A 14,955-nucleotide genomic window follows, 5' to 3' on the forward strand; every position below is an offset into this window, starting at 1 on the left:
AAGGAGCCCGCGCGTGCCTGATCGGTCCCATATTGTCGTTGTCGAGGATGAGCCGGTCACCCGGATGACGCTGACAAGCTATCTGGATGCGCAGGGCTATCGCACCAGCGAGGCGGAAGATTCATCGGAACTGGATGCGATCCTTCAGCACGATCCGGCCGATTTGCTGATTATCGACATCAACCTGGCGGGCAAGGACGGGCTGGAAATCACCCGGGAACTACGTGCCGTGTCCGAGATCGGCATCATTCTTGTATCCGCCCGTTCCGACGATGTTGACCGGATCGTGGGGCTGGAACTTGGCGCCGACGACTACGTGGTCAAACCGTTCAACAAGCGCGAACTGCTGGCGCGGGCAAAAAACCTGCTCAGGCGAACGCAGGCGGCCCGGCAACTGACCCGTAACGTGCGCCATTTCGACGGGTTTCAGCTTGACCTGTCGGGACGCTGGCTGACATCGCGCGAGGGTGATCTGGTGCCGCTGACGCGCGCCGAATTCGAGCTTCTCAAGATCCTGACGATGCATCCGGGCCTGGTGTTGAGCCGCGAGCGATTGATGCAAGGTATCACCCATCGGTCGGACGGGGTGAACGAACGGACAGCTGATGTTCTGGTCCGCCGCCTGAGAGCCAAGCTGGAACGTGATCCAAGGGCACCGCAAATCAATTCGACCGCCCATGGTGAGGGCTACATATTCACCGCGGCGCTTGAGTGATTTTGCCGGTCAGCGGAAATCTCGGCCCAGCAACGTGCAAGCAGACGTTCTGACATGACGACTTCCTGCTCCAGGGCGGGCAGGCAGGTTGTCAACGCTTCGATATCCCCGTCGCGTGCACGCTCTTCGGCATGGTGGAGCTGTCGCTGGAAGGTCGACAGATGAAAATTCGCCACAGCCCCCCTGAGCCTGTGCAGCTCTTGCCGCGCGCCCTCCGCATCACCTTGCCTGATTGCCTGCCGGATTGTCGCGATCCGCTTGGGGGCCTGCTGAAGATAGAGATCGACGATCCGCCCGACCTGCGGTTGACCGATCGCGGCGATATCGGCGGCAAGACTGTCTTTCAGCGCGCCGGCCTGCTGATCATCACCGCTTTGGGATCTGGAGGACGGGAAGACATTTTTGGTCTGGTTGTCGGAAATCACTGCCGAAAGCGCATTCATCAATCGTTCCGGTGAAACGGGTTTGGCCAGGAATGCATCCATGCCCTGCTTCAGATACGCATCAATCTGGTCATCGAAAACATGCGCCGACATGGCGATGATCGGCGTCCCGGCGCGTTTGGGATCGGGCAATTGCCGGACATGATGTGCCACGTCAGTGCCATTGACATCGGGCAGGTTGATGTCCAGCAGGATCACGTTGAAATCCTTTTCGGCCGCAAGTTTCATTGCCGCCGCGCCGCGATCAACCAGGCACACATCGTGCCCCATTTTCCTCAGATACCCGTCCGCCACCATCTGGTTAATTTCATTGTCTTCGACCACCAGAACCTTGAGCGGTGTCAGGGCGTAGCTGGCCTTCAGGGGGATCGTGCCCTGATCCAGCATCGCCCTGTCGCCCAGGCCGAAACTTGCTCTCATCGTAAAGATCGAACCGACATTCGGCGTGCTTTCCACCGACAGCGTGCCCCCCAGGGCCGTGATGAAGCGCTGGCAGATCGCAAGCCCGAGGCCGGTACCGCCAAGCCTGTGCATCGCCGATGCATCGGCCTGCTCGAACGCATCAAAGATACGTTCCTGTGCCTCGGGCAGAATGCCCTCACCCGTATCACTTACCTCGAGCACCAGATCGACATTGCTGTCCGTCACATTGATCAGACGGGCCCGTAGAACGACATCGCCATCCGATGTCGCCTTGATCGCGTTGGACAGCAGGTTGAACAAAATCTGCCGGAGCTTGTTCATGTCCCCGATGATCACCTCAGGCAATCTGCCGTCTACATCCAGGCTCAGATTTGTGCCCCGTTCCGCGGCCACCGGTTCCATCAGGTAGATGATGCCTTGCAAGAGATTACCCAGAACGAAGGGCATGTTGTTTACCACATCCCGCCCGGCTTCGATCTTCGACAGGTCGAGAATTGAATTCAGGATGCCCAACAGGTTTTCGCCAGAGACAAGCGCGGCGTTCAACCGGTCCATCTGGGTATCGGTCAGGGGATCTTCGGGCAGAACCCGCAACATTCCCAGAACCCCGTGCATCGGCGTGCGGATTTCGTGGCTCATCATCGCCAGGAATTCCGATTTTGCCCGGCTCGCCTGTTCGGCCCGCTCGCGGGCCGCACCGTGGGCCTCAACCTCGCGCTCCAACTGCGCCGTCCGGTCCGAAACCAGTCGCTGCAACTCCTCGCGATGCGCGCGCAGCTCCTGTTCGGTTCGCTCCCGCTCTTCTTCAAGTTCGCGTTTAACGATGGCCTGTTTGCGAAACACCTCGACCGCGCGCTCCATCTGGGCGATCTCGTCTGACCCGGCTGGGGTGACTTTCAGGTCGAGATCACCCTCGACCAGCGCCTTCATGTGCTGCGATAGCAGATCAAGCCGCCTTGTCAGGTTGCCACGCACGTAGAACCAAAGCACCGTCAGCGATGCAAGCGCGGCCACCGAGGCAATGACCGTCAGCCGGATCAGGCTGTCACGTATATCGCTTGTGGCCTTTGCACCGGAAAGAACGGCCTCTTCCTGCGATCTTTGTGCCAGATCGGTCGCCTGCTGCCCCAATGTCTGGGCAAGCACGGCGATATCGTTCTGCACCCAGACGATTTTCTCTTTGATAACAAAGGTTCGCGTCAGGATTTCAAAGATGTCCTTCGCAGCCTGATCGGCGGAGTTTACGCCGAGAATTTGCAGCAGATCGGTTGCCTGACCCGCCCGAACGGGATCGCGGATGGCGGACACACGCCGCGCGATAAACGCAAGCAGCCGGTCAAATTCACCTTGGAGCCTGACAAGGTCGGCCCGTTCATCGACATTCGAAATCTGGTTGATGATCAGCCCGATTTCCGACGCGCGAGAGCGTAATTCGAACATCAACCCCAATTGGAACAAATCGACCTCTATCAACTTGTCGAGCGCGTCGAAGTAGTTTTCCTGATCGTTGTCGAATTCGTAGAGCGAAGAAATGATGGCCGTGGTGGCCATATCCGCGTTGGCAACCAGCGTTTCTGAAATTTCCACCAAATCCGCCGCCGCCTTCAGGATGATGTCCAGCCTTTCGTCCCGTGCCTTTGCCAGTTCGATCCGGTGTTCCACCAGGCTGTCCAGATCGCGTATCTTTGCGCCGATCTGCGCGGTGGTTCGGCGCAGTTCCGACTTGTCCGACCCGTCCGGCCCCTCAAAACTGTTCAGACGATCCGATAACGCCTTGACGTGAAAGATCAGGAAAGCCTTGCGTTTTTCCCGTGCTTCCTGGGTGGAAACACTGCCAAGTTCGGGCGCGGCGACGACGATCCGGGCGCTGTCTTCGGCAATGGCGCGCACTTCGGTGATCCGGGGAATGGTCCGTTCGGCAATGCTGGCCTGGGTCTGGGCAATATCGCGCAGCTCGATCCATGCAAATAAACCCGCCAGTGCCGGTGCACCGGCGATCGCCAGGAACGCCAGAAACAATCGCTCACCAAGGCCAATGCGCCATTTCATCTAAAAAACCTACTGCCCGCGCCCGATTTCTGCAAATTGCGAAGCCACGCCGCTTGGCATAGTGTTTCTGAATGAAGTTCCTCGCTGGCTTTTCAACCTGGCTTTTTACGGCTGCTCTGGCAGCACCTGTCCATGGGCTGGACGATTGGGCGTTGGAACGCTGGCTGACGCCCATGGATTATGCCAGCGATACCGAGTCCATCCGGTACAGCCGCATTGAATCGGCCTCGCAAGACTGGAACCTGTGTGTCGCCTATCCGCATCTCAAGGATGCCTACTGGCTGAGCGTCAATTATGGCATGGTTCAGGAGGCGCGGCGACTGGGGGTCTCCTTCAGGCTGGTTGAGGCAGGTGGCTATCCCAATATCGACCGTCAGATTGAACAGATCACAGAATGCATGCGCGAGGGTGCGGATGCACTGGTCATCGGCACCGTGTCTTATGACGGGTTGACCGAAACCTTGCTTGAGATCGCACAGGGCAGACCGGTGATCGCGACGGTAAATGATATTGCCAGCGATGGAATCAGCGCAAAATCGGGCGTGTCCTGGGTGCAGATGGGTGCCGCGGCGGGTCTGGCCATCGCCAAGCGACATCCAAAGGGCAGCCCGCCGGTCAAGCTGGCCTGGTTTCCGGGCCCCGAAGGTGCGGGCTGGGTCAGGTTCGTCCAGCAGGGGTTCGAAGAAGCATTACAACAAAGCTCAGCCCGGATTGTCGTGACGAAATGGGGCGATACCGGCCGTGAAATTCAGGTCCGGCTTGTCGAAGAGGCGCTGATCGAACGTCCGGATGTCGATTATATCGTTGGCAGCGCCCCAGCCGCCGAGGCCGCGGTTTCAATTCTTCGCGCCCGGGGACTGAGCGACAAGATCGGGATCGTGTCCGATTACATGACCCATGCGGTGTTTCGAGGCATTCGTCGCGGCCGCATTCTTTCTGCGCCAACGGATTTTCCCGTCCTGCAGGGTCAACTGGCGATAGAGCAGGCAGTACGGGCCTTGGAAGGGAAGCTTGAGATTTCCCATGTCGGCCCGCGTGTCGTCATCGTCGACCGCGATAATCTGGACGAGATTGGGGCCGACGGGTCGCTGGCCCCTCCGGCATTTCAACCGATGTTTCGGCTGAACTAGGTTTGATGCCGTTTGCGGCCCTGCAATAGCGACGTGATGCTTTAGGGGTGTGAGCTGCTACGCCACGGGGCGGCCAGCGATCCAGACCTGACGGATCGCGCGGTCGTCGCCCATCATGATGGTGGGAAAGATGGCTTCCCATAGATCATCGGCCTGGGCGTGACGCTGGGCGATGGCAGGGGTGGAGGCGAGGTTGATCGCGATCACGTCGGCCTCGGTGCCCGGTTGGATATTGCCGATCACACCGTTCATATGCAGGGTTTCCGCCGACCCGACCGTGGCCAGCCACATCAGTTGTGCCGGATGCAGCGCGGTGCCGGTCAATTGTCCGATCTCATAGGCGGCAGCCATGGTGCGCAGCATCGAAAAGCTGGATCCGCCGCCGGTATCGGTGGCCAGCCCCACGCGCAGCCCCTCGGCGATGCGCGCGGCGGTATTGAAAAGGCCCGAACCGATGAAGGTGTTCGAGGTGGGGCAGTGGATCAGCGCGCCACCCACCTCGCGCAAGCGGTCGCGTTCGCGATCCTCAAGATAGATCGCATGGCCATAAAGCCCGCGCGCCCCCAGAAGGCCGTGCGCTTCGTAGGTATCGAGATAATCGCGCGCCTGCGGGTAGAGCGACCGGACCCAGTCGATCTCGTCGGTCTGCTCGCTCAGATGGGTCTGCATCAGGCAATCGGGATGCTCGGACCAGAGCGCGCCCATCGCCGCAAGCTGTTCGGGCGTCGAGGTAGGGGAGAACCGCGGCGTGATCGCATAAGACAGCCGGTCGACCCCATGCCATTTTTCCAGCAGGGCCTTGCTGTCGTCATAACCCGATTGCGCGGTGTCGCGCAGCCCCTCGGGCGCGTTGCGGTCCATGCAGGTCTTGCCGGCAAAGACACGCTGTCCCCGGGTCTGCGCGGCGGTGAAAAACGCGTCAACGCTTTCGGGGTGGATGGTGCAGTAGCTGCAAACGGTTGTCGTGCCATTCGCAAGGGTCAGATCAAGATAACGGCCCGCGATTTCAGTGGCATAGGTGGCATCTTTAAACTTCATTTCCTCGGGGAAAGTATAGCTGTTCAACCAGTCGATCAGACGTTTGCCCCAGCTGGCGATCATCGCCGTCTGCGGGTAATGCACATGGGCATCGACAAAGCCCGCCATGATCAGCGCGTCGGCCTGATCCTGCAGTTCAGCCCCGGGGGCCATCGCCTGCATTCGCGCGCGCGATCCGGTCGCCGTGATCCGGCCACCCTGCATCAGCACCGCCTCGGTCACCTCTGCCGCGCCCGCCGGATCGCCGTCAAACGGTGAGCGGGTGAAGGACAGGACCTGGCCGGTCAGGATGGTATCGGGATGGGTCATGGCGCCATGCGCTCCTGTTTGATTGCCGCCAGACAGGATACGCATCGCCAATCACAAGGTAAATCTGCCTATTTTCATTGTTTTCCCGAAGCTGCTTCTTTAATCCTCAAGGCAATCACGAAGTGGAGGGGCGCATGGCCGACGAACTTGACCAACACGACCCCGACAAGGACCGCCCCGAGGACGATCGTGAAGACAAGCGCGAGGATGAGCGCGAGGAAGACGCCTATCTGCTGAACCCGCAGGCGGTGGCGCGGATCATCCAGGCGGTCGATCTGGGCGATCAGCAGCTTTTGTGGGACGAGATGGAGCCGCTGCACGCGGCCGACATCGCCGACCTTCTGGAACAGATCAGCGCCTTTGACCGCCGCCGCCTGGTCGAACTTTACGGCGAGGAGTTCGACGGCGATCTGCTGACCGAACTGGACGATTCGATCCGCGAGGAAGTGATCGGCATCCTCCATCCCGAGGTTCTGGCCGAGGCGGTGCGCGAACTTGATTCCGACGATGTGGTCGATCTGGTCGAGGATCTGGAGGACGCGCAGCAAAACGCCATCCTCGAAGTGTTGGAAGACAGCGACAGGCTGGCCGTCCGGCAATCGCTGACCTATCCGGAATATTCCGCCGGCCGTCTGATGCAGCGCGAAGTGGTGATGGCGCCCGAGCACTGGAATGTCGGCGAAGCCATTGATTACATGCGCAATCAGGACGATCTGCCGGAACAATTCTACCACATTATCCTGGTCGACCCCAAGCTGCGCCCGGTGGGCAACGTGATGCTGGGCAAGATCATGGCCTCACCCCGTGTGGTGATGCTGACCTCACTGGTCGAAGAGACGTTTCACACCATCCCCGTCACACAGGACGAGGAAGACGTGGCCTATGCCTTCAACCAGTATCATCTGATCTCGGCCCCCGTCGTAGACGAAAATGAACGGCTGGTGGGCGTGATCACCATCGACGACGCGATGGTCGTGCTGGATGAAGAACACGAGGAAGACATCCTGCGCCTTGCCGGTGTTGGTGAAAGCAGCCTCAGCGACAAGGTGATCGACACCACCAAGCGGCGATTCCCCTGGTTGGCGGTCAATCTGGTTACGGCGATCCTGGCCTCGCTGGTCATCGCCCAGTTCGAGATGGCGATCGCGCAACTTGTGGCGCTGGCGGTCCTGATGCCGATCGTGGCGTCGATGGGTGGCAATGCCGGCACGCAAAGTCTGACGGTGGCGGTGCGTGCGATTGCCACCAAGGATTTGACCTCGAGCAACGTGTGGCGGGTCATCCGCCGCGAATGCATGGTCGGGCTGATCAACGGGCTGATCTTTGCCGTGGTCATGGGCGTCGTTGGCGTGCTGTGGTTCGGCGGGCCGGAACTGGGATATGTGATCGCCGCCGCAATGGTGATCAATCTGGTCGTTGCCGGGTTTGCGGGCACGGTCATTCCGGTGATCCTCGACCGTGTGGGTGTTGACCCGGCTCTGGCCTCGGGCGCGTTTGTCACGACGGTCACGGATGTGGTCGGGTTTTTCGCCTTTCTGGGGCTGGCGGCGGCGGTGCTACTATGAGCGATTTGCAGGCAATCAAGGATGCGGCGCGCAAGGCGGCCTTTGCCCGGCGCAAGCTGGCGCATGAGGCCGCAGGCCCCGGCCGTGCAGCGCTGTTATCGGGGGTTCTGGCGGGCCATCGCGGTGTGCCGATGTCGGGCTTCATGGCGATCCGGACCGAGATTGATCCGTTGCCCGCGATGGAGGAGGCCGCCGCCCACGGACCTGTCGGTGTGCCGGTGATTGAGCGCCTTGGCCTGCCGCTGAAATTTTCCCGGTGGGAGCCGGGCTGCGCGCTGAAGGACGGCCCGTTCGGGGCGATGATCCCGGCGGTGGACAATTTCTTTGAGCCGGAAATACTGGTGGTGCCACTTGTGGCGTTTGACCGCAATGGCGGGCGGCTGGGTTATGGCGGCGGTTTCTATGACCGCACGATCGAGCTTTTGCGGGCCAGGCGCCCGACGCTGGCCATCGGGTTCGCCTATGCCGCGCAGGAGGCCGAGAACCTGCCACTGGAACCCACGGATCAGCCGCTGGACATGATGGTGACCGAGAATGAGGTGATCACCTTCTAGCGACGCAATCGCCCAGCATGCGGCGTGTTTTCGGTGATGCCTGTTGGTTGGATATGTAGTGTCTTTTGTTTGGATATGCGGACGAGACAAACATTCGATCCCGCCACCCCGCCCGGAATCAAGCCGCAGGCGCCGGGCGAGCGCCGGACCGTCCCGACGGGCTGGCGCTTCTGTGAGGTTCGCGCGTTCCGGTGAAGGAGGGGGGATTAGGCGAGGATAAAGTGCCACGCTGATACGTTTCAGCGCCACCCCACGGTCCGGCGCTCGCCCTCAGTTCATGGTCAATAATCGGACGCAAAGCGCTTGTCCTCATCTCTCTGATCAGGTGATGTGGCAGCGACACCTGTGAGAGGACAGCCAATGGCCGAACATGACTATACCGCCCGCGTGGTCTGGACCGGGAACCGGGGGCAGGGCACGACCAGCTACCGCGCCTATGACCGGACCTGGAATGTGGAAACGCCGGGCAAGCCGGTGATCCCTTGTTCGAACGACCCATTGCTGGGGGGCGATCCGACCCTGCATAATCCCGAGGATCTGCTGATTGCCAGCTTAAGTGCCTGCCATATGCTGTGGTACCTGCATCTGGCCAGCGATGCGGGCATCGTCGTGCAGTCCTATGCCGATGATCCGCTGGCAGTGGGAGAGACCGACAAGACTGGTGCCAGCCGCTTTCTGCGCGCCACGCTGCGCCCTCAGATCACCGTGCCCGACGGCACCGATCTGGCGCTGGCCGATACGATCCACCACCAGATACACAAGACCTGCTTCATCGCGCGCTCGGTCAATTTTCCGGTCGATTACGACGCACGCTACCTGACGGCGGACGCTTAGGGCTTGCGCATGGGCGTTCTGCCGCCTACGGCTTGACCCATGAAGATCTTGTTTTTAGGCGATGTTATGGGCCGCGCCGGGCGCAAGGCCGTGACCGAGATGCTGCCGCGTCTGCGCGAAGACTGGCGGCTGGATTTCGTGGTGATCAACGGCGAAAACGCCACCGGCGGCATGGGGCTGAGCGGGGCGCATGCCAAGGTGCTGCTCGAGGCCGGGGCCGATTGCGTCACCCTGGGCGATCATGCTTTCGACCAGAAGGACATGCTGCAATTCATCGAAGGTGAGCCGCGGATCCTGCGGCCGGTCAACTTTGCCAAGGGCGCGCCGGGGCGAGGCCACCGGGTATTCTCGGACCGGCGTGGGCGCAAGGTTCTGGTGGCACAGGTGCTGGGGCAGGTGTTCATGAAACGTGCCTTTGACGATCCGTTCTCGGCCGTGGATCAGGTGTTGCGCAGCCATCCACTGGGCGGCGCGGTGCAGGCGACAATCGTCGATGTGCATTGCGAAGCCACCAGCGAGAAGATGGGCATGGGCCATTATTGCGATGGCCGCGCCAGCGTGGTCGTGGGCACCCATACCCATGTGCCCACGGGTGACGCGCAGATCCTGCCCGGCGGCACGGCGTTCCAGTCCGATGCGGGTATGTGCGGCGACTATCTGAGCGTTATCGGTATGGACAAGGCCGAACCCATGCGCCGCTTCGTCACCGGCATGCCCAAGGCGCGGTTCACCCCGGCGCTGGGCGACGCGACGCTGTCGGGGCTTTATGTCGAGACCGATGACAAGACCGGGCAGGCCACAGCGGTGCATATGGTCCGTCAGGGCGGCAGGCTGGCGCAGGCGGGGCCGTGAACGCCTCGCTCTACGGGTTTCTCGTGCTGATGGGCGCGGGCTGGGGGCTGTCTGTCCCGCTGTCGAAAATCGCCGTTAGCACCGGGCACCAGCCTTTTGGGCTGATCTTCTGGCAGCTTTTCATCGTTGTGGTCGTGCTGGGCGCGATCTGTGCCTGGCGCGGCAAACGCGTGGAACTGGGGCGTCGCTACTGGCGTTTACTGATCATGGTGGCCCTCACCGGTGCTGTTCTGCCGGATATCTTCTTTTACCTTTCTGCCGCCCGTCTGCCCGGCGGGGTGATGTCGATCATCATCTCAAGCGTACCGATGTTTTCACTGCCCATCGCGCTGGCCATGGGGAACGAGGATTTCGCCTGGCGCCGGCTGGCGGGCCTGATGGTCGGACTGACGGGCATCCTGCTGCTGATGGGCCCCGAGGCCAGCCTGCCGGATCGCGCGATGGCGGCCTTTGTGCCCATCGCCTTGCTGGCACCGATGCTATATGCGACCGAAGGGAACCTGGTGGCCAGATGGGGCACACAGGGGCTTGATTCCGTGCAGGTCATTCTGGGGGCGTCGATCCTGGGGATGGTGCTGTCCCTGCCGCTGGCGCTGATCAGCGGGCAATGGATCAACCCGCTGGCGAGCTTCGGCCTGCCCGAGATCGCCCTTGTCGGCGCCGCGACCCTGCATGCCATCGTCTATGCGGCCTATGTCTGGATGGTCGGGCGGGCCGGGTCGGTCTTTACGGCGCAGACCAGCTATCTGGTGACAGGCTTTGGCGTGGTCTGGTCGCTTGTGTTGCTGAAGGAAAGTTATTCCCCTTTCGTCTGGGCCGCGCTGGCGATGATGCTGATGGGTATGTTCCTTGTGCAACCCCGGCGCAGCATCCTGCTTGCCCCCGGCGCGGGCATCGGGGAAGGTGACGACAGATCGCAAGAGGACCGACCGGTTTGATCCAGCTTTTTGATATCTCGCAAACCACGCAGGGCCTGATGGCGCTGGGCGTCGTGGCGTTGATGTTCATCCTTTTCGTGCGCGAATCCTATCCCACCGAAGTGGTGGCGATCAGCGGTGCAGCGCTGCTGCTGGCGCTGGGGCTCTTGCCCTACGAGGCCGCGCTGAACGTGCTGTCGAATCCGGCCCCCTGGACCATCGCCGCAATGTTCATCGTCATGGGCGCGCTGGTGCGCACCGGGGCGCTGGATGCCTTTACCTCGATCGCGGACAGGCAGGCGCGGGTCAATCCCAAGATGGCGATCCTGATGCTGATGATCTTTGTCGTCGTCTCGTCGGCATTTGTGTCCAACACGCCGGTGGTGGTGGTGATGATCCCGGTCTTTGTGCAACTGGCGCGTTCACTGGGCATACCGGCGTCGAAACTGCTGATCCCGCTAAGCTATGCGGCCATTCTGGGCGGCACGCTGACGCTGATCGGCACCTCGACCAACCTGCTGGTGGACGGTGTGGCACGCGCAGAGGGGCTGGAACCCTTCTCGATTTTCGAGGTCACGCCGCTGGGCATCGCGCTGGTCCTCTGGGGCGCGATCTATCTGCGGTTCATCGGGCCGCTTCTGCTGCCCGCCCGCGATAGCATGGCCGATATGCTGTCGGACCGCAGCAAGATGAAATTCTTTACCGAGGCCGTCGTCCCGCCCGATTCCAACCTTGTCGGGCGCGAGGTTACCGGCGTGCAACTCTTCAAACGCGAAGGCGTGCGGCTGGTTGACGTGATCCGGGGCGATCTGTCGCTCAGGCGGAACCTTCAGGGTGTTGAATTGCAGGTCGGGGACCGGGTGGTGCTGCGCACCCAGATGACCGAACTGCTGAGCCTGCAACGCGACAAGAGCCTCAAGCGCGTCGATCAGGTATCCGCGGTTGAAACCACCACGGTCGAGGTGCTGATCACACCGGGCTGCAAGATGGTCGGTCGCAGCCTGGGCACGCTGCGTCTGCGGCGGCGTTACGGGGTCTATCCGCTGGCCGTGCACCGCCGGAACCAGAATATCGGGCGGCAACTGGACGATCTGATCGTCCGGGTGGGCGATACGCTGCTGCTGGAAGGCTCGCCCGAGGATATCCAGCGCCTGTCGCGGGACATGGATATGGTCGATGTCTCACACCCCTCTGCACGGGCCTATCGTAGGGGCCATGCGCCCATCGCCATCGCCGCGCTGGTGGGGATCGTCGCGCTGGCGGGGTTCGGTGTGGCGCCGATCTTTTTCCTGGCCGTTCTGGCGGTGGCGCTGATTTTCCTGACCCGCTGCATCGACGCGGACGAGGCGTTTTCCTTTGTCGATGGCCGGCTGCTGGCGCTGATCTTCTCGATGCTTGCGGTCGGCGCGGCATTGCAGGCATCGGGCGCGGTCATGCTCATTGTCGAGGTCATCGCGCCGGCGCTGTCGATGCTGCCGGGGGTGATGATCATCTGGGCGATCTACCTTCTGACCTCGATCCTGACGGAACTGGTTTCAAACAACGCTGTCGCCGTCGTCGTCACGCCCATCGCCATCGGGCTGGCCGATGCGATGGGCATCGACGCGCGGCCCTTGGTGGTGGCGGTGATGGTCGCCGCCAGCGCCAGTTTCGCCACGCCCATCGGCTATCAGACCAATACGCTGGTTTACGGGCCGGGCGGGTATCGTTTTACCGATTTCATGCGCGTGGGCATCCCACTGAACCTGACCGTGGGCATGCTGGCAAGCTTCCTGATCCCGATGATCTGGCCGCTTTAGAATGACCGCTTTGCCCGCCTCTCGCCCCGGCTGGGGCGTCTTCTGGATGGTGGTGACGGGCGCGCAATTCGTCGGCGTGACGGTGCTGGTCAAATCCATGGGCACACGCATCCCCGCGGCCGAGGCCGCGTTTCTGCGTTATGCCTTCGGGCTGATCTTTTTCGTGCCCATGCTGGGCTCGCTGATGCGGCAACGTTTTGACCGGCAACTCTGGTTCATGTTCACGGCGCGGGGCGTGGCCCATACCGGGGCGGTGGCGCTTTGGTTCTACGCGATGGCGCGCATCCCGATCGCCGATGTGACCGCGATGAACTATCTCTCGCCGGTCTATGTTACCCTTGGGGCAGCGCTGTTTCTGGGTGAAAAGCTGGCAATGCGCCGCGTGCTGGCGGTCTGCGCCGCGCTGATCGGTACGCTGATCATCCTGCGGCCTGGATTTCGCGAGGTCGGCCTGGGCCACCTGGCAATGCTCTTTGTAGCGGTCTGTTTCGGCGTGTCCTACCTGCTGGCCAAGCTGATGACCAACCGGGTCAGCCCGGCTGTCGTGGTGGCGATGCTGTCGATCATCGTCACCATCGGCCTGACGCCGCTGGCCCTGATCAACTGGATCACGCCCACACCGACCGAGGCGGCGCTGCTCTTCGGTGTGGCCTGTCTGGCCACCGGCGGGCATTATACGATGACACTGGCGTTTCAGGCCGCACCGCTTGCGGTCACGCAACCGGTCAGCTTTCTGCAACTGGTCTGGGCGGTCCTGGTGGGCGCGCTTTTCTTCAATGAAGGGGTCGACGTGTTCGTGGTGCTGGGCGGCACCGTGATTGTGGGCGCGGTCAGCTTCATCAGTTGGCGCGAGATGGTGCTGAAGCGGCAGGCTGTCACGCCCAACCCGTCGGCCACCAAGGTCTAGGCCCGCGACAGCGCGATTTCGCAGGGACAGCCACAGCATTCTGCCGGTTTAAGCCACATGCTTTCATCCTTGGCGGTGATGGAACCTGAATTGTGGGCATTGAGGTATTCGGGGAGAGCACCGGAAATTTTCTTTCTTGCCTGTACGGCTCTGCGCACGCCCTGTTAATCCGGCAAAACACCGATTTTCGCACCGACGTAATACCGACAAAATACCGACGTTATACCGACTGGGGTTTTCCAGCGTTTTCAGCCCGTTAACCTGATTCTCTGCCGGTTTGGGCCAAACCGTGCCTTCCTGCAGGGACACACCCCCTCACAATCGCGTGCGGTGGGCTATGCAGGGCGCCATGCGGGGCGCATCATCGGCGCTGCTCCGAAGCGCCGAAACAGGGGGAGATACCGATGCGTCGCCTGATCACGATCCTTGCCACTCTTTCACTCGTCACGGGCATGGCCCACGCTGACCCGGATTTCTGGAAACACGAATGGACCAAGACGAACTTTGACAAGCATACCATTGATAACTGGAAAGAAATTCTGGATGGCGGACCACCCAAGGATGGCATTCCCTCGATCCGCGATCCAAAATTTCGCACCGCCAGCAGCGAGACAAGGATCAGCGACACCGAGCCGGTAATGACGGTCGAAATTGGCAATGCCAAGCCGCGCGCCTATCCGATCCGCTACCTGACCTGGCATGAGATCGTCAATGATACCGTAGCTGGCGTGCCAATCGCCGTCACCTTCTGTCCGCTGTGCAATTCCGGCATCACCTTCGATCGGCGCACCAAGCATGGCACGCTCAGCTTCGGCGTCTCGGGCAAGCTCAGAAACTCCGACATGGTCATGTTCGACCGCGAAACGGAAAGCTGGTGGCAGCAGGCGATTGGCGAGGCCATCGTGGGTGATCTGACGGGCACAAGACTAAAGATGTTGCCCGGCTGGATGGAAAGCTGGGGCCAGTTCAAGGCCCGCAATCCCGATGGGCTGGTCATGGATCAGCCAAATTTTTCAAGAAGTTACGGCAGCAACCCCTATGCCGGGTATGATAGCCGTTCACGCCCCATGCTCTATAACGGCGCGATGCCCCCACATGGTATCTCACCGCTCGAACGTGTTGTCCGCGTGGGCGATCGCGCCTGGCCGCTCAACCGTGTTCGCAAGGAAGGGGGCGTGAACGAAGCCGGGGTCAATATCTCTTGGGAAGGGGGGCAGGCCTCGGCGTTGGATGCCCGTGTAATCGCCGAAGGGCGCGACGTGGGCACTGTCCGCGTGCGCGACAAACAGGGGCGCAACATGGTTCATGACGTGATGTTCGCCTTTGCGTTCCACGCCTTCTGGCCGGATGGAAAGTGGATGATCGGCGGGTAAGGCGTTCCGAAACACTTGACCGGATGCAAGATCCGTGGCCCAGATTG

Annotated in this window: 12 protein-coding genes; 10 read left to right on the forward strand and 2 right to left on the reverse strand. The window is 61.3% G+C overall.

Annotation, left to right across the window (positions count from 1 at the left end; translation table 11 throughout):
- The first annotated feature begins 13 nt into the window (after window positions 1–13).
- The gene (locus Q1B27_RS02845) at window positions 14–715 is read left to right on the forward strand and encodes a response regulator (protein WP_299843304.1); all 702 of its coding nucleotides are present in this window, start codon (window positions 14–16) and stop codon (window positions 713–715) included.
- Here the strand turns inward: Q1B27_RS02845 and Q1B27_RS02850 are convergent.
- A complete protein-coding gene (locus Q1B27_RS02850) occupies window positions 688–3,630 on the reverse strand; it encodes an ATP-binding protein (RefSeq protein WP_299843310.1) in 2,943 nt (980 codons plus the stop codon). The genes Q1B27_RS02845 and Q1B27_RS02850 overlap by 28 nt on opposite strands.
- Window positions 3,631–3,701: 71 nt before the next feature.
- Here Q1B27_RS02850 and torT point away from each other — a divergent pair, with 71 nt between their 5' ends.
- Entirely contained in the window at window positions 3,702–4,760 is a 1,059-nt protein-coding gene (gene torT, locus Q1B27_RS02855) for a TMAO reductase system periplasmic protein TorT (protein ID WP_299843314.1), read from the forward strand.
- Between the two features lie 57 nt (window positions 4,761–4,817).
- Here torT and guaD read toward each other — a convergent pair whose 3' ends face one another.
- Complete coding sequence (gene guaD, locus Q1B27_RS02860; RefSeq protein ID WP_299843317.1) at window positions 4,818–6,107, reverse strand: guanine deaminase; 1,290 nt, start codon at window positions 6,105–6,107, stop codon at window positions 4,818–4,820.
- A 134-nt stretch (window positions 6,108–6,241) separates the two neighbouring features.
- Between guaD and mgtE the strand changes: the two genes are divergently transcribed.
- From mgtE to Q1B27_RS02900, 8 genes are all read left to right on the forward strand, one after another.
- A complete protein-coding gene (gene mgtE, locus Q1B27_RS02865; protein ID WP_299843320.1) occupies window positions 6,242–7,672 on the forward strand; it encodes a magnesium transporter in 1,431 nt (476 codons plus the stop codon).
- The gene (locus Q1B27_RS02870) at window positions 7,669–8,226 is read left to right on the forward strand and encodes a 5-formyltetrahydrofolate cyclo-ligase (RefSeq protein WP_299843323.1); all 558 of its coding nucleotides are present in this window, start codon (window positions 7,669–7,671) and stop codon (window positions 8,224–8,226) included. Before mgtE ends, Q1B27_RS02870 begins: the two co-directional genes overlap by 4 nt.
- Window positions 8,227–8,586: 360 nt before the next feature.
- On the forward strand, window positions 8,587–9,060 hold the full coding sequence (locus Q1B27_RS02875) for an OsmC family protein (RefSeq protein WP_299843326.1): 474 nt from the start codon (window positions 8,587–8,589) through the stop codon (window positions 9,058–9,060).
- Between the two features lie 39 nt (window positions 9,061–9,099).
- Window positions 9,100–9,912 carry a TIGR00282 family metallophosphoesterase gene (locus Q1B27_RS02880; RefSeq protein ID WP_299843329.1) on the forward strand — a complete coding sequence of 271 codons (813 nt, stop codon included), beginning with the start codon at window positions 9,100–9,102 and terminating at the stop codon, window positions 9,910–9,912.
- Window positions 9,909–10,850 carry a DMT family transporter gene (locus Q1B27_RS02885; protein WP_299843332.1) on the forward strand — a complete coding sequence of 314 codons (942 nt, stop codon included), beginning with the start codon at window positions 9,909–9,911 and terminating at the stop codon, window positions 10,848–10,850. The genes Q1B27_RS02880 and Q1B27_RS02885 overlap by 4 nt, the downstream gene beginning before the upstream one ends.
- A complete protein-coding gene (locus Q1B27_RS02890) occupies window positions 10,850–12,628 on the forward strand; it encodes an SLC13 family permease (RefSeq protein WP_299844858.1) in 1,779 nt (592 codons plus the stop codon). Before Q1B27_RS02885 ends, Q1B27_RS02890 begins: the two co-directional genes overlap by 1 nt.
- A gap of 1 nt (window position 12,629) precedes the next feature.
- Window positions 12,630–13,535 (forward strand): DMT family transporter, encoded by a 906-nt coding sequence (locus Q1B27_RS02895; RefSeq protein ID WP_299843335.1) that lies wholly within the window; start codon window positions 12,630–12,632, stop codon window positions 13,533–13,535.
- A 404-nt stretch (window positions 13,536–13,939) separates the two neighbouring features.
- Entirely contained in the window at window positions 13,940–14,908 is a 969-nt protein-coding gene (locus tag Q1B27_RS02900) for a DUF3179 domain-containing protein (protein WP_299843338.1), read from the forward strand.
- Window positions 14,909–14,955: the final 47 nt, after the last annotated feature.

It is taken from the genome of uncultured Roseovarius sp., from assembly GCF_947489715.1.
In the GTDB taxonomy this organism is placed as follows: Bacteria; Pseudomonadota; Alphaproteobacteria; order Rhodobacterales; family Rhodobacteraceae; genus Roseovarius.